The following is a 22,285-nucleotide window of genomic DNA, read 5'->3' as shown; positions in this document are numbered from 1 at the left end:
ACAGATTCTGTAATCAGCTGCCGGCGCCCTGCGGACGCTGCGGCGAAGCCGTGATTATAAGCCAGGCCGCCGTTTCATTCCGGGGCGGACTCTGGCAACAACAGCAATCTGCCCAATTTTTGTGCAGCATGACGTATCTGGGTCCCATTCAGGGCCGTGTAGCCGAGCAGCACGGCCGGCGCCAATTTTGCGCTGTGGCAAAAATCGCCGAGCGGCTGCAGCGCCAGCCCGTCCTGCGCGGCGCGCGCGCAAAACGCCCGTTCGTCGCTGTCCGGCGGCAGCCACAGCACGCAATGAAAGCCCGCCTGCTGGCCGGAAATCGTGTAACGCCCGGGCGCCGTCTGCTCGAGGCAGGCCAGCAACAGGTCGCGCCGCTCCTTGTACGCCAGCCGGGCCTGGCGCAAATGACGCACGAAGGCGCCTTCCTCCATCCAGGCGGCCAGCGCCAGCTGCTGCATCACGCCCACGGAGCGGCCCGTCAACTGCACGATGCGCAACAGTTGCGGGCGCAAGGGGGGCGGCAGCACCATGAAGCCCACGCGCAGGCCGGCAAACAGGGTCTTGTTGAAACTGCCGCAATAAATCACGCGCTGGTACTGGTCCAGCGCCTTCAGGGCCGCCAGCGGCGCGCTCTGGTAATTGAATTCGCTGTCGTAATCGTCTTCCACCACCCAGGCGCCGCTGTCGTTCGCCCACTCCAATAACGCCAGGCGGCGCGTGACGGACATGGTCACGCCCAGCGGCGACTGGTGCGCCGGCGTCACATACGCGAGGCAGGCGTCGGTGTGCGCGGCCAGGGCGGCGCAATCGATGCCCTCGGCGTCGACGGCAATGTCCACCGGCACGGCACCGGCCAGGGCGAACAGGGCGCGCGCGGCCGGGTAGCCCGGTTCTTCCAGGCACACCTTGTCGCCATCGCGCACGATGCCGCGCGCCAGCAAGTCGATCGCGTGGCGGATGCCGGTGGTGACAACGATGTCTTGCGGGTCGCAGCGGATGCCGCGGTATTTGGCGAGGAAGTCGGCGATCTGCTGGCGCAGCTGGAGCAGGCCGGCCGGATCGGCGCTGCACAGCTGCTCCGGCGTGGCGGCCGCCAGCGCCCGCGTGGCGCACTTGGACCAGGCCGCCATGGGAAACAGGCTGGCGTCGGCGCGCCGCGCCACAAACGGCAAGCCGTCGCGCACGCCCATATCGGACACAGGTACCGGCTCGGAAAATGGCCCGACTGGGGTGGTATCTGTAAATCCCGCCATCAAGAAGCGTTCCGGCACCACGGCGCACACGCGCGTGCCGGAACCGGGCACGCGCGTCACGTACGCTTCCGCGTGCAGGCGGTCGAACACGGTTTCGATGGTGCCGCGCGACAACTCCCACCGCTCGGCCAGGGTGCGGCTCGACGGCAGCCGGCTGCCCGCCGGCAGCATCTTCGTCAGGATGGCCGAGCGCAGCGCTTCATACGCGCCATCCTGCTTGTTGACGCCCGCCTTGTCGAGCCAGCTGGTGGGACGGGGCAAGTCCAGGGCGTGCGGTGATTTTCCTCGCGGCATGATGATCGTCCAAGTGGTCCAATGAATTTTCTGATGACTGGCACTTCGCATTACACCACAACCATCCTACTCTCACCGTTCCGGTGCGCCAACGGGGCGCACGTTTGCAAGGATCGTGTAAAACAATGCAGAAACAACTCGCTGTATGGGCCTGGGGCGGCATCGTGCTGCTGCTGGTCTGCCTGTCGCGCATCAGCATCGACATCTATTTGCCTTCGCTGCCGGCCATGGCCGATGCCCTGCATGCCAGCGATGCCCAGTTACAACTGACCCTGAGCCTGTTCATGGCCGGCTCGGCCGCCTCGATGCTCGCCTGCGGGCCGCTGGCCGACCGCTACGGACGCCGTCCCGTGCTGCTGGCCGGCACGGGCATTTTTGTGCTCGCCAGCATCGTCTGCACCTTCACCAGCGACGTGCACGTGCTGATCGCCGCGCGCGTGCTGCAGGCGTTCGGCGGCTGCAGCGGCACCATCATCGGCCGGGTCATGGTGCGCGACCGCTTCGATCCCGCCACGCAGGCGCGCATGCTGGGCAGAATCTCGATGGCGATGGGCCTGTCGCCGATCCTGGCGCCGCTGGCCGGCAGCGCGCTCGACGCGGCGTTCGGCTGGCGCGCCGTGTTTGGCGTGCTGTGCGGGCTGGGCGCGCTGTCGCTGTGGCTGATCGCCGCCTGGGTGCCGGAAACCAGGCCGGCCAGCATCGTGCCACAGGGCAATACCCTGGCGCTGTACCGCCGCCTGCTGAGCGACAGATATTTCCTGCGCTATGCGCTGGCCATCGGCTGTGTGTATTGCACGTATTTCCCGTTCATCGCGGAATCGTCCGTGCTGTTACAAAGGGGCATGCATCTGTCGCCCGGCGCGTATGCGCTGGTGTTCGGGCTGACGGTGAGCGGCTATATCGCGGGGTCGAGCCTGTTCCGCGCGCTGGGACCGCGCCTGGGCGCCGATCACATGCTGGGCGTGGCGGTGCTGCTGAATGTGGCGGGGGCGGCCAGCCTGTTGCTGGCGGGTACGTTGGCGCCGCAGCACGTGGCCTCGCTGGTGGCGCCCATGCTGCTGGTGATGGTGTCGGTGGGCATGGCGATTCCCGCCTGCCAGCTGGCCGTGCTGCAGCCGTACGGCGCCCAGGCGGGCAGCGCCTCGGGCCTGTTCTTCTTCGTGCAGATGGCGATCACGGCCGCCTGCGGCGCCGTCATCGCCGCCATCACGGACGGCAGCGAAAAGCCCCTGCTGTGGGTGACGGCGGCGGCCAGTGGCGCCTTTGCCGCCGTCTGGCTGCTCACGAAGAGCCGGGCCAGCGTGGCGGCAGCCAGCCTTACATGACGATCTTGACCATCGGGTGGCCCGACAGCGCCATGTACAGGGCGTCGAGCTGCTCGCGGCTGATGGCGCGCACGGTCACGGTCAGGCCCGTGTAATTGCCCTTGGGCGATGGACGCTCTTCCATGCGGCCCACGTGGAAGGTCGGATCGTGGCTGATCACAAGCTCCAGCATGGTCGGCGCGAAATCGACGTGCGTCGGACCCATGATCTTGATGGGAAAGTCGCTCGGGTATTCGATCAGCGATTCGCTGGGAGGAATGATGTGTTCGGTGGGAGGGGTGGTTTGCATGGGAAATCCAATCAGTGCCGGTCAGGACAGGCGGCGCGGCATACATCGCGCGACGGCTGCATAAAAGCGTATTGTAGCCAACTTTGGGGGCGCATGCGCCCGCCGCCATGGCGCATACGGCAAGGCAAAAAAAGCCAGCTGGGTAAGCTGGCGGAAAACTATTTCGTTTAGACAAAATAGCCGGAAAAGTCGTGCTGTCACTTGGAGGATAAGCAGTGGTCGTACTGTAAGCAAACTACGCCGGCTTTACCTCCGGCATGTGACGAACTGCGCCTTTCGCGGCCTGAACGTCGCTACGGCGCGACAGACGGCACGGCCGTCAACGCTCCGCTTCCTGCGTCCGGCCATTGCGGCCGGGACCGCCGCGCTCGTTGACTCTGTCATTACTGCGTTCACGTGGCGGCCCGCTGCGTTCGCTGACGGGACGCGGCTGCGGCCGCTCGGCACGCGGCCGTTCTTCGCCACGCCACCCGGGGCGACCCACCTGGTCTTGCACGGGCGGCAAGGCCGGCATCGCTGGCATCAGGGGCTGGGCCGGCATCGGCGGCTGCTGCGGCTGGGCCGGCACGGGCGGCCGGTTCGGCTGCATGGGACGCGGCGCCATCTGCGTCTGGCCATCGTCCGTCTGCAGGCGGCCAGGGCGGTTGACCCAGTCGCGCCGGGGTTCCCGGTCGCCGCGCGGCGCATCAACGGGACGCTGCCAGTTGCCCGCCGGCGCAGGCGCCGTGCTCAAAGGCAAGCTTTGCATGACGGGCGGCGGCATGGTGGTGCGGTTGCGGCGCGGCACATCGACCGTGCGCGAGCCGCCAAAACGCTCGCCCGGCAGCATCGTCATGCCTTCGCGGCGTTCGCGTTCACCCGCCACGGAGCGGCGCCCCTCGGCGACGCGATTGATGCGGCGTTCATACTCGGCGCTGGCGCGATAGCCGGGCACATAGCGCTCATGCGGCGACAGGGGGAACCAGCCGACGCCGGGGCGCTGGCCATGGTTTGCCCCGTGATTGCCGCCGACCCAGCCCACCAGGGCCGGCGCCCACGGCACGCGGCCGCGCTCGCGCCCCGGCGCCCAGCCCCAGCGCTGGCCCAGCAGCACCCAGCGGCCATAGTGCGAGGGCGCGTAGCCCCACGGCGCATTGTCGACCCAGGTCCAGCCCCATGGCGCGATCCACGTCCAGCGCCCGTCGCTGTACGGCGCCCAGCCCGCTGGCACCGCACTGGGCAGCCACAACGGGCCGTATTGCGCATCGTCCTGCCAGGCGCCGTAGCGGTCCAGCTCTTCATAGCCGGTGGTATCGTCCGTGACATAGCGCAAGGCCGGCGCGGCGGCGGACAAGGCTTCGGGCCAGTTGTCAAACGCCACGCGCTGCACGGCGCCCGTGCGCAATTCCTCGTCCGTCAATTCCGCGCGCTTGCCTGCACGCAAGGTCACGCTGCCCGTCGCGCCATCCACGTCGGCCGCCCCTTCGAGCACGCTGACGACGCTGGTGCCGGGCTGGCGCCCCGCCTCGATGCGCACCCAGCCCGGTTGGGCGAGAGTCACGCGCGCCTGGGCGGTGGTCAGCTCGAAGCCGCGCAGCGCGTCGGGATTGCGCACGCGCACGCTGACCGTGCCATAGCTGAGGTGCAATTTAAAACTGTCGTCATCGAGCTCGCTCACTTCCAGCTCGGAATCGCCATCGAGCCGCACGGCGGCCGCGCCCACGCGAAATTCCGCCAGCGCGCCGCGCATGGTGCTGAGCAGGTTATCCGTCGTGACGGGCCAGTTCAGCAGGGCGTTTTGCGCCTCGCCATCGCCGGCGCGCACCAGCACTTGCCCTTCGACGGTGGAAATGCGCCCCACGCGGGCAGGCGGGTCCTGCGCCAGGGCGAAGGTGCACGCCGACGACAGCAGCATGGCGCATACGGTGTTCAAGAGGGGGAGAGACAGGATAGGACGCATGGCAGCGCTCCAGGCAAGACGTACAAGGATGATTGCTATCGATTACATCCGCATAGTGCGGGCATCGCAAGCGGGCTTACAACTGTTTGCATATTGACCTGGCTCAGGACGCCGCCTGGCCACCGCGCTTGACGAAGAACAATGCCGTGCCGACGGCCATCAGCAAGCCGCCAAAGAAGCGGTTCTGCTTCTTCACGGCCTTGGCATCGCGGAAAAAGCGCTGCATCGAGGATGCCAGGAAAGCGTAGCCGTGCATGACGATCTGATCGATCGTGCACATGGTGACGGCCAGGATCAGCAACTGCGGCAACAGCGGCGCCGTGGGGCTGATGAATTGCGGCAACACCGCCACCATGAAGATGATGCCTTTCGGATTCGTCACGTTGGTCAGAAAACCCGTCAGCACGCGCCGGCCCATGGACGGCACCACCGCGTCGGCATGCAGGTCGCCCGTGACGGCCACCCTGGCGCGCCACTGCGACAGGCCCAGGTAGATCAGATACAAGGCGCCCACCGTCTTGACGATATTGAACGCCACTTCGGAGGCCAGCAGCAAAGAGCCCACGCCGGCGCCGGCAATGCCCAGCACCACCAGCAGCCCCAGCTGCAAGCCGAGAATGGTGGCGCTGGCCTTTCTGACCCCGTACGACAGGCCGTGCGACATCGACAGCACGGCGCCCGAGCCGGGCGAGATGGCGATGATGGAAGCGGCGATGACAAAGGTGATCCAGGTGGCGAAATGCATGCGGTGTCCAAAAATGGTGACGAGGAGCAATTTTAACCCAGCCCGTGCGGCCCTGCCGGCCATCCCTGGGGTAAGATCGCAAGGATGCCTTACCCACGTCACCCCTTGCCGTACAACCAAGAATAACATCATGAAAAACAACACTTTCCTCGCCGCACTATTCCCTGCCACCACCGCGGGAGCGCGCTGAGATGGCCGGCTCCAGCCTGCTGGCCCTGCTCGACGACATCGCCAGCATCCTCGATGACGTTTCCCTGATGACCAAGGTGGCCGCCAAGAAGACGGCCGGCGTGCTCGGCGACGACCTGGCCCTGAACGCGCAGCAAGTGGCCGGCGTGCGCGCCGAGCGCGAATTGCCCGTCGTGTGGGCCGTCGCCGTCGGCTCGCTGAAGAACAAGGCCATCCTCGTGCCCGCCGCGCTGGCCATCAGCGCGTTTGCGCCGTGGGCCATCACGCCACTGCTGATGGTGGGCGGCGCCTACCTGTGCTTCGAAGGCTTCGAAAAGATCGCGCATAAATACCTGCATCCGGACGACAGCCACAAGGCCGAGCTGGCGCAGGCGCTGCGCGACCCGCAGGTCGACCTGGTGGCGCTGGAAAAGGACAAGATCAAGGGCGCCATCCGCACCGATTTCATTTTGTCGGCGGAAATCATCGTCATCGCGCTCGGCACGGTGGCCACGGCCACCTTCGCCGAGCAGGTGGCCGTCGTCGTCGGCATCGCCATCATCATGACGGTGGGCGTGTATGGCCTGGTGGCCGGCATCGTCAAGCTCGACGACGCGGGCTTCTACCTGGCCGCGCGCAAGGGCGCCGGCGCGCTGATGAACGGCGTGCGCGCATTTGGCCGCATGCTGGTGTCGGCGGCGCCGAAACTGATGAAATTCCTGTCCGTGGTGGGCACGCTGGCGATGTTCATGGTCGGCGGCGGCATTTTGACGCACGGCTGGCCGTGGGCCAGCGCCATGCTGCACCACGCGGAAGAAGCGGTGGCCGGCGTGGCCGGCATCGGCCCCGTGCTGGCCGCCGTCACGCCCAGCCTGATCAACGCAGTGGCCGGTCTCATCGCCGGTGGCCTGGTGCTGGCCGGCGTCACGGCCGTGTCGGCTTTATTGCGCATGATCAAGCCAAACAAATAAGCTTTCTGGTCTGATGGGGCGGCAGGCGCATCCGTGCCTGCCGCCCCGGCCATGCCGGCGGCGCCCGCTGCCCATGGAGACCCTATGCAGACTTCCCCCATCCAACGTCCCAGCAGCGCCTTCATCGGTGCCTCCTGGGCGGCACTGCTGATCGGCGCCATCACCTATTTGACCGGCCTGTGGAACGCCGGCATGGCCCTCAATGAGAAGGGCTATTATTTTACGCTCCTGATGTATGGCCTGTTCGCCGCCGTCTCGCTGCAAAAATCCGTGCGCGACCGCTCGGAAGGCATCGCCGTGACGGGCATGTATTTCGGCCTGTGCTGGATTTCCGTGCTGCTGGCCTTGCTGTTATTGACGGTGGGCCTGTGGAACGCCAGCCTGCAGAACAGCGAAAAGGGTTTCTATGCCATGGCATTCCTGCTGAGCCTGTTTTCCGCCGTGGCCGTGCAAAAGAATGTGCGTGACGTGGCACGCGCCGCGCCCGCCACCTCGGCCGAGACGCCGGGAACTTAAACAGCAGCGGCGCATCTATTCTGTATCCATGTCGGGAGAGGATGATGGGCGACCAGCAGAAACGTTTACAGATGGCGCTGGAAGCAGCGCACATGGCCATCTGGGATTCGCGCATCGTCGATGGCCAGGTCATCGACGGCACGGTCATCTGGTCGGCCAAGGGTGCCGCCTTGCTGGGCCTGGAAGAACATGCGCTGACGCAGCCGTTCCGCAGTTTTCTCGACAGCGTGCATACCAGCGACCGCGACAAGGTAATCAAAGTACTGCAAGACGGCGTGCGCCGGCGCGGCGGCTACGCGCTGCAATACCGCGTCATCTGGCCCGACGGCAGCGAACACTGGCTGGCGGCCAAGGCGCGGATCTTCATGGATGACGCCGGACAGCCCGAACGCACGCTGGGCATCATCTGGGACATCACCGAGCACATGGCGCGCGAGCTGATGATCGCCGAACGCAAGGAACTGGCCGAAGTGACGCTCAGCTCCATCGGCGACGGCGTCATCACCACCGATCCACAGGGCAAGACGCGCTACCTGAACCGCGTGGCGGAACAATTAACGGGCTGGAGCAGCCAACTGGCCGAGGGCCTCGATATCCGGCAAACGCTGCAGCTGATCGATGAAAACACGGGCGAAGCGCTCGAGCACGTGGCCCTGAAATGCCTGCAGCAGCGCCAGGCCATCGGCGTATCCACGCACACGCAACTGATCACGCGCAAAGGACGGCGTATTTCAATCGAGGACTCCGCCGCTCCCATCTGGTCGCGCGACGGCGAGATCCTTGGCGCCGTGATCGTGTTTCGCGACGTCAGCCACGAACGGAAATTAAGCCGGCAACTGTCGTGGCAAGCCACGCACGACACCTTGACGCAGCTGATCAACCGGCGCGAATTCGAACACCTGGTCGCTGGCGCCCTGCGCACGGCCAAGCAGGAAGGCCACGCGCATGCGCTGCTGTACCTGGACCTGGACCAGTTCAAGGTCATCAACGACACCTGCGGCCACGCCGCCGGCGACGTGCTGCTGCGGCTGCTGGCCAAGATGCTGCAGGGGAAGATGCGCGACAGCGATATCCTGGCGCGCCTGGGCGGCGATGAACTGGGCGTGCTGCTGCCCCACTGTCCGCTCGACCATGCGCGCCTGATCGGCGAACAGCTGCGTCAGGCCATCCACGAATTCCCCTTCACCTGGGACGAACGCAGCTTCGAACTGGGCGTGAGCATCGGCATCGTGGAAATCAACCAGGACAGCAAGTCCATGAGCGAGCTGCTGAGCGCCGCCGACCAGGCGTGCTACCTGGCCAAGGAGCAGGGCCGCAACCGCCTGCACGTGTACCAGGAGTCGGACGTCATGCTGGCGCAGCGGCATGGCGAAATGCTGTGGATCTCGCGCCTGAACGAAGCGTTCACGCACGATTATTTCCGCCTGTACGCCATGCCCATCGTGCACTTGCACGACAGCGAGGAACACCACGACGAAGTGCTGATCCGCATCCGCAACGGCAAGGGCGACCTGATACTGCCCGGTGTATTCATTCCCGCCGCCGAACGCTACGACATGATGCTGTCCATCGACCGCTGGGTCATCCGCGCCGTCTGCCAGCATATCCAGAGCGTGCGCGACAGCCTGCCGCCCTTGGCCGCGCTGGCGGAAAGCCGGCGCCGGGCACCGGCCCTGTATTCCGTCAACCTGTCGGGCATGTCGCTGGCCGACCCCGGCCTGCACGACTACATCACGGCGCAGTTCGTGCAATACGCGATCGCGCCCGAACAAATCTGCTTTGAAATCACGGAAACGGCCGTCATCGCCAACCTGCCCAAGGCGCAAGTGTTCATGCGCCAGCTCAAGGCCATGGGTTGCCGCTTCTCGCTCGACGACTTCGGCAGCGGCTTTTCCTCGTTCGGCTACCTGCGGGCCCTGCCCGTCGACTATTTAAAGATCGACGGCATCTTCGTGCGCGGCATCGCCACCAATGCCATCAACCGCGCCATGGTCAAGGCCATCAATGAAGTCGGCCACGTGATGGGCCTGCAAACGGTGGCCGAATACGTGGAAAACGCGGAAACCCTGGCCGTCATCCGCGAACTGGGCATCGACTACGCGCAAGGCTACGCCGTGGGCGGCTTGCGGCCCCTGACGGCGGGCGTGGATTAGTAATCACCGGCAACCAGTAACTTTAAAACAATGCCGCATTGCTATCGCTAAATGCGTGCAAGCACGACCAATCTGGAGGATTTTGATCTACATCAATAAATTTGCGCAGGCGACTCCTTACACTGATCTCCATTCTTGCAATCGTGCAAGTCTTACTCACCAATTAGCTCTTTAACTGATCAGGAAGCCGCGACCATGCGCCAAAATTTGCCAGTGACTAACCGTGAAGTTCTCGTCTTGGACGATCAGGCCATCGTGTCGAAAACGGATATGAACGGCAATATCGTGTATGTGAACCCGTACTTCAGCCAGGTCAGCGGCTTCAGCGAGGCAGAGCTGATCGGTTCGCCGCAAAATATCGTGCGCCACCCGGACATGCCGGCCGAAGCGTTTGCCGACCTGTGGACCTCGATCCAGGCCGGCACGCCGTGGACGGGCCTGGTCAAGAACCGCTGCAAGAACGGCGATTTTTACTGGGTGCGCGCCAACGTCACGCCCATCCGCGAAGCGGGCAAGACCATCGGCTACATGTCGGTGCGCGTGAAGGCCGACAAGGATCAGGTCAAGGCGACCGAGGAAGCCTACGCGGCCATCCGCAACAAGGAAGGCGGCAATATCGTCATCAAGAACGGGCAAATCGTGCGTCCGGGCCTGGCGCACCTGCTGCACAACCTGACGCACATGTCGCTCAACCTGCGCATCTGGGCCGCCACCTCCATCGTCAACTGTTTGCAACTGCTGGTGTGCGTCATCAGCCTGTTCGCCAGCGGCGGCAAGATCACCAATTACGCCATCTTCGGCGCCACCCTGTTCGGCTTCCTGATCAACGTTTTCCTCTGGTACACCTTGCGCATGTCCGTGCTCAAGCCGCTGGGCAAGGCCCTGAACGGCGCGCGGGCGATTGCCGCCGGCGACCTGTCGGGCAGTTTCGAAACGGACAGCACGGATGAAGTGGGGCAATTGCTGCGCGCGCTGCAACAGATGAACAGCAACCTGATCGCCACCATCCGCGACGTGCGCATCAACGTGGAAACCATGGCTGTCGCCACCAAGCAAATCGCCGCTGGCAATATGGACCTGTCGGGCCGCACGGAATCGCAGGCGGCCAGTCTGGAAGAGACGGCCTCGAGCATCGAGGAATTCTCGTCGACGGTGAAACAGAACGCGGACAACTCGGTGCAGGCCAACGAGCTGGCCGTGGCCGCCTCGAAAGTGGCCGTGCAGGGCGGCGAGATCGTTGCCGAAGTCATCACCACCATGGACGAGATCAACACCTCGTCGAAGAAAATCGTCGACATCATCGCCCTGATCGAAGGCATCGCCTTCCAGACCAATATCCTGGCCCTGAACGCGGCCGTGGAAGCGGCCCGCGCCGGCGAACAGGGCAGGGGCTTCGCCGTGGTGGCGGGCGAAGTGCGCAACCTGGCGCAGCGCTCATCCGTGGCGGCCAAGGACATCAAGCAGCTGATTGAAATTTCCGTCGGCAAGGTGGGCGCCGGCATGCTGCAGGTGAACCGCGCCGGCGCCACCATGGAGCAGGTGGTCAGTTCCGTCAAGCAAGTCACTGCCATCATGCAGGAAATTTCCATCGCTTCGCGCGAACAGAGCATCGGTGTCGACCAGGTCAACCAGGCCATCGCCCACATGGACCAGGTGACGCAGCAGAACGCGGCCCTGGTGGAAGAAGCCGCCGCGGCCGCCACGCGCCTGGCGGAAGAAGCGGCCAGCCTGTCGCAAGCCGTGAGTCTGTTCAATTTCGGCAAGATGCCGCCACCGCGCCGCGTCGCCATGCCTGGCGGCAAGGGAGGCGCCGCGAACGCCGGCAAACCTGCCATGAAACGCCTGGCCGCCTAAACCTTTCAAGAATACAAACACACCATGCCTACACTACTCAGCAGTGCTTCCGCCGACCTGGACGCCGTCGTCGAATTCGACCCGGTCATCATCGGCAAGATGAGCCAGTCCGGCCCCCGCTACACATCGTACCCGACCGCCGACCGTTTCAATGCCGACTTCGGCTACGGCAATTTCCTCGAAGCGCTGGCCGCGCTGCGCATGCGCGGCGGCCGTCGTCCGCTGTCGCTGTACGTGCACGTGCCGTTCTGCGATACCCTGTGCTACTACTGCGCCTGCAACAAGATCATCACCAAAGACCGCAGCAAGGCCGCCACCTATCTCAGTTATCTGAAACAGGAAATCGCCATGCAGGGCAAGCTGTTTTCCGGCATGAACCAGATCGAACAGCTGCATTTCGGCGGCGGCACGCCGACTTACCTGAGCGAAAAGCAGATGGATGAGCTGATGCTGCATTTGCGCCAGCATTTCGAGTTCGCTTCCGATGAAGACGGCGAGTATTCGATCGAAATCGACCCGCGCACCGTGTCGCGCGAACGCGTGTTTTCGCTGCGCGCGCAAGGCTTTAATCGCATCAGCCTGGGCGTGCAGGATTTCGACGCCGACGTGCAAAAAGCCGTCAACCGCATCCAGCCGGAAGCGGAAACGGTGGCCATCATGCAGGCGGCGCGCGACGCCGGTTTCCGCTCGATCAGCATCGACCTGATCTACGGTTTGCCGAAGCAAAACCTGGAGACGATGACGGAAACCCTGCGCAAGGTGATCAACGCCAGCCCCGACCGCATCGCCCTGTACCATTACGCGCACATGCCGCATTTGTTCAAGCCGCAGCGCCGCATCCTCGACGCCGACATGCCCGACAGCGCCACCAAGCTGGCCATGCTGGGACTGTGCATCGCGCGCCTGACGGCAGCCGGCTATGTGTACATCGGCATGGACCATTTCGCCAAGCCGACGGACGACCTGGCCGTGGCGCAGCGCCAGGGCCGCTTGCACCGCAATTTCCAGGGCTATTCGACGCGCGCGGAAGCCGATCTGATCGCCTGCGGCGTGTCGGCCATCAGTTCCGTCGGCGCCGTCTACAGCCAGAATGAAAAGACGCTCGACGCCTACTACGAAAAGCTCGACGAAGGCGTGTTGCCGATCGCGCGCGGCATCAAGCTCGATACGGACGATTTGTTGCGCCGTATCATCATCCAAATGCTGATGTGCAATTTCGAATTGTCGATCGCCACCATCGAGCAAGCCCACCCCGTCAAGTTCCGCAGCTATTTCGCCGCCGAGCTGGAAAAGCTGCGCGAACTGGCGCGCGATGGCTTGCTCGTCATCGAGGAAGACTGGCTGACGGTGACGCCGAAAGGGCGCTTGCTGATCCGCAATATCTGCATGGTCTTCGACCGCTACCTGACCATGGCCCGCGCCAACGCGGCGCCGGACGCGGTGCAGCCGCTGCGCTACTCGAAAACGGTGTAACGCCGCCCGATGAACGCCCTCAGCCTCGTGCCCATGTTCCTGGTCGGCCTGGCCGGCAGCGTGCACTGCATCGGCATGTGCGGCGGCATCGTGGGCGCCCTGTCGATCAGCGGCGGTGCGCCAGCGCCAGCGCGTCCCGTGATCGCCATCGCCGTGGCGCGCCCCGCGCTGCAGGCTAACGTGCTGCGCGTGCTGGCCTACAACGGCGGGCGCATCGCCAGCTACATGCTGGCCGGCGCCCTGGCCGGCAGCCTGGCGGGCGCGGGCATGCTGCACCTGGCTTCCCTGCAAGTGGCCGGCTACTGGCTGGCCAACCTGATGCTCGTCGCCCTGGGCCTGTACCTGATGGATGCCTGGCGCGGCCTGGCCCACCTGGAAGCGGCCGGCAACGTCATCTGGCGCCGCGTGCGCCCCCTGTTGAAGCCCTTGATGCCGATGGATACGCCATTCAAAGCGCTGGCCGTGGGCGGCCTGTGGGGCTGGGTGCCGTGCGGCATGGTCTACAGCGCCCTGCTGACGGCCATGCTGCAGGGTTCGGCGCTGCAAGGCGCGGCCGCCATGGGCGCCTTCGGCCTGGGCACCCTGCCCATGCTGCTGGGCATGGGCTTGCTGGGCACGCGCTTGCGCGCGCAGATGCAGCGCCGTCCCGTGCGCATCGCCAGCGGTTTGCTGGTGCTGGGCTTTGGCTTGCTGGGCCTGCTGCGCGCCGCGAATGGCGTGTCGCTGGGCTGGCTCGACGCCCTGTGCGTCACGGGCCATCCATGAAAAGAATCGTATGAATGCTGTGTTAAAACCGTCCGCCTGCTTCCATTGCGGCTTGCCCGTCCCCAGCGGTTCCAGCTGGAACGTCACCATCGACGAGCTGCCGCGCGCCATGTGCTGCCCCGGCTGCGAAGCGGTGGCGCAAACCATCGTCGACATCGGCCAGAGCGCGTATTACCGCGACCGCGACGAATACGCCGTCAACGCGTTTGATGCCACCCTGATGCCGCCCGAATTGCGCCTGTACAGCAATGACGATGCGCAATTCGCGCGCGACGCCAGCAGCTGCGAAGCGACCCTGTCCGTCGAAGGCATCCGCTGCGCCGCCTGCGTCTGGCTGATCGAGCGTCAATTGACGCGCCTGCCCGGCGTACAGGCCGCCAGCCTGAACGTCGCCACGGAACGCCTGTACGTGCGCTGGAGCCGTGCCGAATGCGAGCCGGGCGACATCCTGCAAGCCGTGCGGCAAGTCGGCTACACGGCGTATCCGTATGACGCCGTGCGCCATGGCGAGCGCCTGCAAAAAGCCAGCAAGACCCTGGGCCGCCAGCTGTTCGTGGCGGGCCTGTCGATGATGCAGGTGATGATGTACGTGGCGCCCGCCTACCTGGCCGCCGAAGACGGCACCCTGGACGACAGTATGGCCAGCCTGATGCGCTGGGCCAGCCTGCTGCTGACGTTACCTGCCATCTGCTATTCGGCCATGCCGTTTTTCCAGGGCGCCTGGGCCAGCCTGCGCGCGCGTACCCTGGGCATGGACGTGCCCGTGGCGCTGGGCATCCTGGCGGCCTTCTTCGGCAGCGTGGTGGCGACCTTTACGGGCCGTGGCGAGGTGTATTACGACTCGGCCACGATGTTCATCTTCCTGCTGCTGTGCAGCCGCTATTACGAGCTGCAGGCGCGCCGCAAGGCAGCCTCGGCGCTGGAGCGCTTGCAGCACGCCTTGCCCGCCTCGGCCTCGCTGATGGCGGGCTTTCCCGACAACCGCGCCACCACCCTGGTGCCGGCCGGTACGCTGGACGTGGGCGACATCATTTTAGTCAAACCGGGCGAGGCCATCGCCGCCGACAGCGTCATCATCGAAGGCACGAGCGCGCTCGATTTATCGCTGCTGACGGGCGAGAGCGCGGCACAGCGGCGCAAGACGGGCGAACAGGTGCCGGGCGGCGCCATCAACGCCAGCGCGGCATTGATCCTGCGCGTCTTGAAACCGGCGCGCGAAAGCACCTTGTCCGATTTATTGAAACTGATCGAACGGGCCGGCAGCGGCAAGCCGCAGATCGCGCAGTGGGCCGATAAAGTGGCCGCCTGGTTCGTGCTGGGCCTGCTGCTGTTTGCCATCGCCGTGTTCGCCTTCTGGAGCTGGCACGATGCGTCGCGGGCCTGGCCCGTGGCCATCGCCGTGCTGGTCGTGTCGTGCCCCTGCGCGCTTTCTCTCGCCACGCCGACGGCGCTGGCTGCCGCCACCGACAGCCTGCTGCGACGCGGCGTGCTGATCGTCCAGCCGCATGTGCTGGAAACCCTGCACCGCGCCACCCACATCGTCTTCGACAAGACGGGCACCCTGACCCTCGGCCGGCCCGTGCTGCAACAGATCGAGGGACTCGGCAGCATGACGGAGGACGACTGCCTGCAAGTGGCCGCCGCGCTGGAAGCGGGCAGCGCCCATCCGCTGGCGCAGGCGATCCTGGCAGCCGCCGAAGGGTTGCCAGGACAGCAGTCGCGCGCGCATGCGGAAAACCTGCAGGAAGTGCAGGGCCAGGGACTCGAAGGCGTGATCGACGGCGTGCGCTATCGCCTGGGCAATGCGGCCTTTGTCGCCGCCATCGCCGGGCCGCCGCTGGGCGACACGGCCGTCGGCATGCAAGGCATGACGCCGCTATACCTGGGCACGCAGGGGCGCTGGTTGACGCGCTTCCTGCTCAGTGATGCGTTGCGTCCCGAGGCGCGCGAGGTGGTCGAGTATTTCCAGCGACGCGGCAAGCAAGTCGTGTTGCTCAGCGGCGACCAGGAAGCGCTGACGCAAAGCGTGGCGACGGAACTGGGCATCAACACGGCGTGCGGCGAATGCCTGCCCGATGAAAAGCTCGATTTCGTACAGCAATTGCAGGCGACGGGCGCCGTCGTGGCGATGGTCGGCGATGGCATCAACGACGCCGCCGTGCTGAGCGCGGCCGACGTCTCGTTCGCCATGGGTTCCGGCGCCGCGCTGGCGCAGGCGCATGCGGACACGGTGCTGCTGTCGAGCCAATTGGTGTCCGTGCTCGACACGGCGAAAACGGCCGCGCGCAGCATGCGCATCATCCGCGAAAACCTGGGCTGGGCCACCCTGTACAATCTGACGGCCATCCCGGCCGCCGCGCTGGGTTACCTCAACCCCTGGCTGTCCGGCGTCGGCATGGCTGCCAGTTCGGCGGTCGTCATCGCCAACGCCCTGCGCTTGCGGAAAGCCTGAACATGGAAGCACTGTACCTCCTCATCCCCTTAAGCGTCGTGGTCGTCTTCATCGCGCTGTGGGTGTATTTCACGGCCTCGGACAGCGGCCAGTTCGACGACCTCGTCGGACCGGGCCTGCGCGTGCTGCAGGACGACGATACGCCGCCGGAAGCGGCTACCCCGCCCGCGCCTCAGCGCGAATAGCCCTGCGACCCCGGCCGCGCATCGAAGCGCCGGCCCCACCACGGCAGAAACACGGTATTGCCGCCGCGCGCGCGGAACCACGGTTGTTCGTGGTCGACGGGCCGCACGACGGCCGGCGGCGCCACCACCACGGCAGTCACACTCTCGCTGTCGCTGCTGCCCGCCACCAGCACGGGCCGGCCCACGTGGTTCGCATAACCGATGGCCAGCGCCACGTTGGTCAGCGCCGTGCCGGCGCCCGTCTCGCCCAGCAGCGCCGGCATGTTGAAGGTCTGCTTGTTGAAATCGAAGTCGGGCAATTGCTGCGTCAGGCTTTGCGCCAGCGGACCGAGCCGTTCTGACGAGACCGGATAGGTGCTGCCGGCATCGTGGATGACGTAGCCGATGGCGTCATCGTTCAATTGCGCGTTCCGGGCGGCAGCATCGATGGCGTGGCTCCAGGCCTGCACGACGCGTGGGGAAGCGCCTTTGTCGGCGGTGAAATCGGCGACCTTGCGCGTGGCGGGAAAGCCCAGCCAGGCCAACGGCGCGCGGTCCGTCTTATAGCCAGGACCGGCCAGCACCAGCAAGACCATGTTTTCATTGATCTGCTCATCCTTGGGCGGATAACTGGGCGCGTCCCAGTTCATCACCCACACCGTCTTGTCGGGGTTCGCCTGCAGATAAGCCATCCCAGCCGCCAGTGACGTAAAGCCCGCATTGGCGCCGCCCATGGTGACGCGCACGTCGGGCGGCGTGGCTGTGGTCCAGGAATCGGGGAAGGAGGGGTTGCCGATGCTGAAGGTATCGACAATCTCCTCGCGCAAATATTCCGCCACTTCCACAGGATCAAGCCGCCCGGCCGGCAATGCATATTCAACGCGAATGCCGGCCAATTCACGGCGCGTGGATTTGTTGGTCAGCGAATGGGCGTTGTAAAAATATTCTTCGTTCGAAAAATAAATATCATGAAACAGCGTGATCAATTCTTCCACATACTTTTCATGATACCCATTGAATGTTTCCCGCCCCTTGTTGCCGGAAGCAATCATGCCTATCGATTGCACCTTGCCAAAACGCACAGGATTTTCCTTTACTTTGCTATCGTCCTTGTTCGGCTTCGCCAGCCCCAGTGTCCACAACAGTTGCCATTCAGTCGGATAATCGCGCCGCTGCAGGGGATTGAGCCACTGCACGCCCACGACCTGCGCCATGTACGGTTGCTCTTGCGCAATGGGCGCGACGGCGGCAATCGGTATGGCTACCGGCGCCTTGCTGGCGCTGGCCGACGTTAAAAAAAGCACGGCAAGCGCCAGTAATGCCGGCATCAACAATAGTCGTTTCATCAGCAATCCTCCTTCAAGAGGAACATCGGTTGGCCCGGTCTGCAATACAGACCAGAGTGCAATACCAGACGCAAGACTGAATACGCACATGCTCCAACCCAGCCGGCGCGGAAAGGTAGCAATCAAGTTACGCATCAGGATGTCTCCGGGCGCTTGTACATGCGCTCATCCACAATTTCAGAAGGCATGCGCCCTGTGCTGCCATCACTTTTAACCCACTCCAATAACGGCTTTTTCTTAAACAAACCAAGCTTGAAATACTCAAGAAAAATTCTGTTTGGATTACCCCTTTTTTCCAGCTCCTTCAACAATCGCCAATCCGCAATCACTCTCAATTCCCGCATCGCCTCCTCGCTGATATGACACACCCCAATCGCCACGTCATACGCCAGCGCCTTTTCCGCGTGCCAGGGATTGGTCAGGATGGTGGAGTGGTCGGTGGCATGCGTGTCGCAGGTCGCCACCAGTTGCGCCTGGATTTCCTGCTTGCGCCATTGCAAATATTCCGGCGTGGCGGTGGACAGGTCGTCTTCCATCATCGCCTTGCCGTCAAGGCCGTCGAGCTTCTCGCGGCGGGCCTTCATGCGCAGGCGGGCATGGTCTTCGTAGCGCAGTGCCGCCTCGGTATCGCGGTCGCCCTGCGGCTTGCCGCCCACGCTTGTATCGGCATACGGCTCACCTTTCTGACGTGCCTTGCCCGCCTGGCGGTGCGTGCCGGGCGGCTCGATATCCTGATCGAACTGTAGGCTGGGTACGCCAAAGCGCACGGCCTGCGGTATAAACACTTCCGGCAAGGCGGGCGCCGTCACGGGGATGTGCCAGTCATCGGGCGGCACGGCATTGATGGGCGTCTTCAGCATCTTCATGAGGGCCGACATGGCGGCGGCCGTGCGCACGCTCGCCGCCTTGCCGGCCGCGCTGGTACTGGCGCGCACGCCCTTGTCTGGATCGTATTTGGAGATCGGCGAATGAGGATGCCAGAAATCGGCGCTGCCCCGCGCGGGCTGGCGATAGTGATTGCTCCAATAGTCATAATCGCCGTGCTGGCCAACGGGAAAGCCTTGCGCAAACACCCGCTGGGTAAACACGCCGTCGCCGCGCGTGGCCTTGATCTGTTCGGCGCTGAGACCCAACCAGCCGATGCCCTGGATGGGCGTGGCGGAAATCACCTGATCGTGCGGATTGCAATACAGGGTGACGCGGCCGCGCGTCGTCGGCTGCGGGCCGCAGGCATAGCTAGCCTTGTCCTTGTCCAGCGTGAAATCATGGCGCACGTTGGCGGCCATGCACGCCAAGGCGGCAGACAGGGGCGGCTCCCTGGCCTGGCCGCGCACGATGTCGAAAAATGCCGCCAGGGTCTTGCGGCGCGCCTCGCCGCTTTGCCGGCCCACATTGCCATCGACATCCCTGACTTGCCCCTGCAGCCAGCCTTCCGTGTCATTTCTGCGCAACAGGCTGTACGGAGGGTTGCACAAGACATAAGTATCGGCCACGCAACGGCCGCTTTTGCCTGCCGCATCCTGCACCTCGGCCATCTTATTGCCCAGAAACGCGGCCGCCATGCCCACCATATTGCCCTGGCTGTGACAAACGAGGGTGATCGGGACGTCGGCCTGCTGCCGGCGGATGGCCGCCACCAGGTGCGCCAGGCGCAGCGCGGCCAGCACGAAGTAGGGACGCGGCGGGCAGGCATACACGATGCGGTCGTTGACGGGATTCAGATGCTCGATATGGATGAACAGGAAGAGGGCGTCCGAGAGGCCCTCGCCCCACAGATCCGGCAGCGATGAGCAGCCATTGGCGAACGGGCCGCCGCCCCAGTAAGCGTGTTCGTTCAGGTAGACCGAATCGCCATATTGCTGCAATTCCCTGTCGCTGGCCTTGTAGCCCCAGCGGAACTGGATCACGGGCGAGAAATGCGCTTGCGGTCCGATGAAGGTGGCGGCCGTATAGTCGGGATCGACATAGCCGTCATCGCTCAGTTCGCTCCGATAGCCCACCGGCGTCAGCTGCCCGCCCTGCGCCGTGGCATGCGCCATGTGCTCGTCGCAGCGCTTCATGCGCGTGTTCAGGCCGGCGCACAGGCCGGCTTCGGCCGCGCGGTACCACTCGCCCTCGGAATTGACGCCATGCACGAAGATAACGATGCCCGGCGACGGCGCCTGCACCAGGCAAGCGAGCTTGCCGTGATCGAACAGGGTCGTGCCCTCGGCCTTGCCGACGACCAGGTCTACCTGGGCATTCAACGAATCGCGGCGTTCCGGGTCTTCCATGGCGGGCCTTGGACGTGTCTGGACAAACCACTCTAAGTCATTGCCTCCACGCACGTTTTACGCCATGTCAAGCCAGCGGTTGCAGGGATCTTGCATGGCTTTTTTTACCCAAATCACAATTTATTTCGATGTCAGTTAGATACGCTTATTTCATCCGGGGAATTTTGATCCACATCAAAGTTTTTTCGCGGTCAAACACTTACTCTCTGGCCACCATCATAAATAGTAATTCCAGGGAGAGTCTTTGTGGATCAATCGCTGAACTATAACTACAAGATCGTGAAGCAATTCGCGGTCGCTACTGTGGTATGGGGCATCATCGGCATGCTGGTTGGCGTTATCATCGCCGCTCAGTTGGCCTGGCCTGCCCTGAACCTCGACATACCATGGCTGACATACGGACGCTTGCGTCCGCTGCACACGAATGCGGTGATTTTCGCCTTCGGCATCTGCGGCCTGTTCGCCACCTCGTACTACGTTGTACAACGCACCTGCCAGGTGCGCCTGTTTTCCGACAAACTGGCCGCCTTCACGTTCTGGGGCTGGCAAGCGGTGATCCTGTGCGCGGTCGTCAGCCTGCCCATGGGCCTGACCCGCGGCAAGGAATACGCCGAGCTGGAATGGCCTATCGCCATCCTCATCGCCGTCGTCTGGATCGCCTACGCCATCGTGTTCTTCGGCACCCTGATCAAGCGCAAGGTCAAGCACATCTACGTGGCCAACTGGTTCTTCGGCGCCTACATCCTGGCCGTGACGATTTTGCACGTGGTCAATGGCGCCGTCATGCCAGCCTCGTTCACCAAGTCGTATTCCGCCTATGCGGGCGTGCAGGATGCCATGATCCAGTGGTGGTACGGCCATAACGCGGTGGGTTTCATCCTGACCGCCGGCTACCTGGGCATGGTCTACTACTTCATCCCGAAACAGGCCGAGCGCCCCGTGTACTCGTACCGTTTGTCGATCGTCCACTTCTGGGCGCTGATCTTCACCTACATGTGGGCGGGCCCGCATCACCTGCACTACACGGCATTGCCTGACTGGACGCAATCGATCGGCATGGTCTTCTCGCTGGTCCTGCTGGCACCAAGCTGGGGCGGCATGATCAACGGCATCATGACCTTGTCGGGCGCCTGGCACAAGCTGCGTACCGATCCGATCCTGAAATTCATGATCGTCTCGCTGTCGTTCTACGGCATCGCCACCTTCGAAGGTCCGATGATGTCGATCAAGACCATCAACTCGCTGTCGCACTACACCGACTGGACCGTTGCCCACGTGCATGCGGGTGCCTTGGGCTGGGTGGGCTTCATCACCATGGGTTCGATCTACTATCTGCTGCCACGCCTGGCGGGCCGCACGCAGATGCACAGCACGCGTCTGGTCGACGTGCACTTCTGGGTGGCCACCATCGGCATCGTGCTGTACATCGCCGCAATGTGGATCGCCGGCGTGATGCAGGGCCTGATGTGGCGTGCGGTCAATCCGGACGGCACCCTGACCTACACCTTTGTCGAGAGCGTGAAAGCAACGTATCCGTACTACGTGGTGCGCGTGGCCGGTGGCCTGCTGTACCTGTCGGGTATGTGCATCATGGGCTACAACACCTGGATGACCTTGCGCGGCAGCAAACTCCCCGTCGCCCGCATTCCAGAACTGAACGCGGCGCACGCCTGATAGGAGCGAAAGCAAATGAAATTTTCACATGCATGGATTGAGAGAAACCCCTGGCTGCTGATCGCCCTGGTCACGGTAGTGATCAGCATCGGCGGCGCCGTCGAGATCGTTCCCCTGTTCTTCCAGAAGAGCACGACGGAGCCGATCGCCGGCCTGAAGCCGTATTCGCCGCTGCGCCTGGCGGGCCGCGACATTTACGTGCGCGAAGGCTGCTACAACTGCCACTCGCAGATGGTGCGTCCGCTGCGCGCGGAAACGGAACGCTATGGCCACTATTCGGTCGCTGGCGAGTTCGTCTACGACCGTCCGTTCCAGTGGGGTTCCAAGCGCACGGGGCCGGACCTGGCCCGCGTGGGTGCCCGCTACAGCGATGAATGGCACCGCACGCACTTGAACAATCCGCGCGACGTGGTGCCCGAGTCGAACATGCCGGCCTACCCATGGCTGGCGAAGACCAAGCTGGTGCCTGACGACATCATGCCGAAGATGCGCGCCCTGAAACGCCTGGGCCAGCCGTACAGCGATGCGGAAATCACCGCCGGCCCGGCGCAGCTGCAGGACAAGACGGAAGAAGACGCCCTGGTCGCCTATCTGCAAGGCCTCGGTACATTAATCAAAACAAGGAATTAGC

The 22,285-nt window shown here is 64.1% G+C and carries 17 protein-coding genes; 11 read left to right on the top strand and 6 right to left on the bottom strand.

Annotated elements, in window-relative coordinates; genetic code table 11:
- Nucleotides 1–74: 74 nt before the first annotated feature.
- On the bottom strand, nt 75–1,547 hold the full coding sequence (locus KY494_RS18085) for a PLP-dependent aminotransferase family protein (protein WP_219887746.1): 1,473 nt from the start codon (nt 1,545–1,547) through the stop codon (nt 75–77).
- 125 nt (nt 1,548–1,672) lie between these two features.
- On the opposite strand from KY494_RS18085, the gene KY494_RS18080 reads away from it, so the two are divergent.
- A complete protein-coding gene (locus KY494_RS18080; RefSeq protein ID WP_219887745.1) occupies nt 1,673–2,872 on the top strand; it encodes a multidrug effflux MFS transporter in 1,200 nt (399 codons plus the stop codon).
- On the opposite strand, the gene KY494_RS18075 is transcribed toward KY494_RS18080, so the two are convergent.
- The 3 genes from KY494_RS18075 to KY494_RS18065 form a co-directional block, all read right to left on the bottom strand.
- Nucleotides 2,865–3,161, bottom strand: a complete 297-nt coding sequence (locus KY494_RS18075) for a DUF493 family protein (protein ID WP_219887744.1) — start codon at nt 3,159–3,161, stop codon at nt 2,865–2,867. The genes KY494_RS18080 and KY494_RS18075 overlap by 8 nt on opposite strands.
- A gap of 319 nt (nt 3,162–3,480) precedes the next feature.
- Nucleotides 3,481–5,100, bottom strand: a complete 1,620-nt coding sequence (locus KY494_RS18070; RefSeq protein ID WP_219887743.1) for a FecR family protein — start codon at nt 5,098–5,100, stop codon at nt 3,481–3,483.
- 103 nt (nt 5,101–5,203) lie between these two features.
- Entirely contained in the window at nt 5,204–5,845 is a 642-nt protein-coding gene (locus KY494_RS18065; protein WP_219134179.1) for a LysE family transporter, read from the bottom strand.
- A gap of 191 nt (nt 5,846–6,036) precedes the next feature.
- Here KY494_RS18065 and KY494_RS18060 point away from each other — a divergent pair, with 191 nt between their 5' ends.
- The 8 genes from KY494_RS18060 (at nt 6,037) to ccoS (ending at nt 16,382) form a co-directional block, all read left to right on the top strand.
- Complete coding sequence (locus KY494_RS18060) at nt 6,037–6,984, top strand: DUF808 domain-containing protein (protein ID WP_219134178.1); 948 nt, start codon at nt 6,037–6,039, stop codon at nt 6,982–6,984.
- A gap of 84 nt (nt 6,985–7,068) precedes the next feature.
- The gene (gene yiaA / locus KY494_RS18055; RefSeq protein WP_219887742.1) at nt 7,069–7,500 is read left to right on the top strand and encodes an inner membrane protein YiaA; all 432 of its coding nucleotides are present in this window, start codon (nt 7,069–7,071) and stop codon (nt 7,498–7,500) included.
- A 92-nt stretch (nt 7,501–7,592) separates the two neighbouring features.
- Nucleotides 7,593–9,653 (top strand): EAL domain-containing protein, encoded by a 2,061-nt coding sequence (locus KY494_RS18050; RefSeq protein WP_258194301.1) that lies wholly within the window; start codon nt 7,593–7,595, stop codon nt 9,651–9,653.
- Between the two features lie 195 nt (nt 9,654–9,848).
- The gene (locus KY494_RS18045; protein ID WP_219887741.1) at nt 9,849–11,507 is read left to right on the top strand and encodes a PAS domain-containing methyl-accepting chemotaxis protein; all 1,659 of its coding nucleotides are present in this window, start codon (nt 9,849–9,851) and stop codon (nt 11,505–11,507) included.
- Nucleotides 11,508–11,531: 24 nt separating this feature from the next.
- Nucleotides 11,532–12,980, top strand: coding sequence for an oxygen-independent coproporphyrinogen III oxidase (gene hemN, locus KY494_RS18040; RefSeq protein ID WP_219134174.1), 1,449 nt, complete (start codon nt 11,532–11,534; stop codon nt 12,978–12,980).
- 9 nt (nt 12,981–12,989) lie between these two features.
- Nucleotides 12,990–13,745, top strand: a complete 756-nt coding sequence (locus tag KY494_RS18035; RefSeq protein WP_219887740.1) for a sulfite exporter TauE/SafE family protein — start codon at nt 12,990–12,992, stop codon at nt 13,743–13,745.
- Nucleotides 13,746–13,755: 10 nt separating this feature from the next.
- Entirely contained in the window at nt 13,756–16,197 is a 2,442-nt protein-coding gene (locus KY494_RS18030) for a heavy metal translocating P-type ATPase (protein WP_219887739.1), read from the top strand.
- A gap of 2 nt (nt 16,198–16,199) precedes the next feature.
- On the top strand, nt 16,200–16,382 hold the full coding sequence (ccoS, locus tag KY494_RS18025; protein ID WP_219887738.1) for a cbb3-type cytochrome oxidase assembly protein CcoS: 183 nt from the start codon (nt 16,200–16,202) through the stop codon (nt 16,380–16,382).
- Here ccoS and KY494_RS18020 read toward each other — a convergent pair.
- Nucleotides 16,370–17,842, bottom strand: coding sequence for a virulence factor (locus KY494_RS18020; RefSeq protein WP_219887737.1), 1,473 nt, complete (start codon nt 17,840–17,842; stop codon nt 16,370–16,372). The two genes, ccoS and KY494_RS18020, sit on opposite strands and share 13 nt — an antisense overlap.
- Entirely contained in the window at nt 17,842–19,980 is a 2,139-nt protein-coding gene (locus KY494_RS18015) for a DUF3274 domain-containing protein (RefSeq protein ID WP_219887736.1), read from the bottom strand. Before KY494_RS18015 ends, KY494_RS18020 begins: the two co-directional genes overlap by 1 nt.
- Before the next feature lie 246 nt (nt 19,981–20,226).
- Between KY494_RS18015 and ccoN the strand changes: the two genes are divergently transcribed.
- Complete coding sequence (gene ccoN, locus KY494_RS18010; RefSeq protein WP_046681775.1) at nt 20,227–21,654, top strand: cytochrome-c oxidase, cbb3-type subunit I; 1,428 nt, start codon at nt 20,227–20,229, stop codon at nt 21,652–21,654.
- A 15-nt stretch (nt 21,655–21,669) separates the two neighbouring features.
- Nucleotides 21,670–22,284 (top strand): cytochrome-c oxidase, cbb3-type subunit II, encoded by a 615-nt coding sequence (gene ccoO / locus KY494_RS18005; protein ID WP_219134168.1) that lies wholly within the window; start codon nt 21,670–21,672, stop codon nt 22,282–22,284.
- Nucleotide 22,285: the final 1 nt, after the last annotated feature.

This window comes from Janthinobacterium sp. PAMC25594 (assembly GCF_019443505.1).
Classification (GTDB): domain Bacteria; phylum Pseudomonadota; class Gammaproteobacteria; order Burkholderiales; family Burkholderiaceae_D; genus Janthinobacterium.
This window is presented reverse-complemented; position numbering and strand designations above follow the sequence as displayed.

Bases quoted from the DNA above. Each gene is read 5' to 3' on its own strand.
- KY494_RS18035 (WP_219887740.1), top strand. From the start codon at position 12,990: ATGAACGCCCTCAGCCTCGTGCCCATGTTCCTGGTCGGCCTGGCCGGC.
- KY494_RS18080 (WP_219887745.1), top strand. From the start codon at position 1,673: ATGCAGAAACAACTCGCTGTATGGGCCTGGGGCGGCATCGTGCTGCTG.
- KY494_RS18015 (WP_219887736.1), bottom strand. From the start codon at position 19,980: ATGGAAGACCCGGAACGCCGCGATTCGTTGAATGCCCAGGTAGACCTG.
- KY494_RS18070 (WP_219887743.1), bottom strand. From the start codon at position 5,100: ATGCGTCCTATCCTGTCTCTCCCCCTCTTGAACACCGTATGCGCCATG.
- ccoO (WP_219134168.1), top strand. From the start codon at position 21,670: ATGAAATTTTCACATGCATGGATTGAGAGAAACCCCTGGCTGCTGATC.
- KY494_RS18085 (WP_219887746.1), bottom strand. From the start codon at position 1,547: ATGCCGCGAGGAAAATCACCGCACGCCCTGGACTTGCCCCGTCCCACC.
- KY494_RS18065 (WP_219134179.1), bottom strand. From the start codon at position 5,845: ATGCATTTCGCCACCTGGATCACCTTTGTCATCGCCGCTTCCATCATC.
- KY494_RS18050 (WP_258194301.1), top strand. From the start codon at position 7,593: ATGGCCATCTGGGATTCGCGCATCGTCGATGGCCAGGTCATCGACGGC.
- KY494_RS18030 (WP_219887739.1), top strand. From the start codon at position 13,756: ATGAATGCTGTGTTAAAACCGTCCGCCTGCTTCCATTGCGGCTTGCCC.
- KY494_RS18075 (WP_219887744.1), bottom strand. From the start codon at position 3,161: ATGCAAACCACCCCTCCCACCGAACACATCATTCCTCCCAGCGAATCG.
- yiaA (WP_219887742.1), top strand. From the start codon at position 7,069: ATGCAGACTTCCCCCATCCAACGTCCCAGCAGCGCCTTCATCGGTGCC.
- KY494_RS18045 (WP_219887741.1), top strand. From the start codon at position 9,849: ATGCGCCAAAATTTGCCAGTGACTAACCGTGAAGTTCTCGTCTTGGAC.
- hemN (WP_219134174.1), top strand. From the start codon at position 11,532: ATGCCTACACTACTCAGCAGTGCTTCCGCCGACCTGGACGCCGTCGTC.
- KY494_RS18020 (WP_219887737.1), bottom strand. From the start codon at position 17,842: ATGCGTAACTTGATTGCTACCTTTCCGCGCCGGCTGGGTTGGAGCATG.
- ccoS (WP_219887738.1), top strand. From the start codon at position 16,200: ATGGAAGCACTGTACCTCCTCATCCCCTTAAGCGTCGTGGTCGTCTTC.
- KY494_RS18060 (WP_219134178.1), top strand. From the start codon at position 6,037: ATGGCCGGCTCCAGCCTGCTGGCCCTGCTCGACGACATCGCCAGCATC.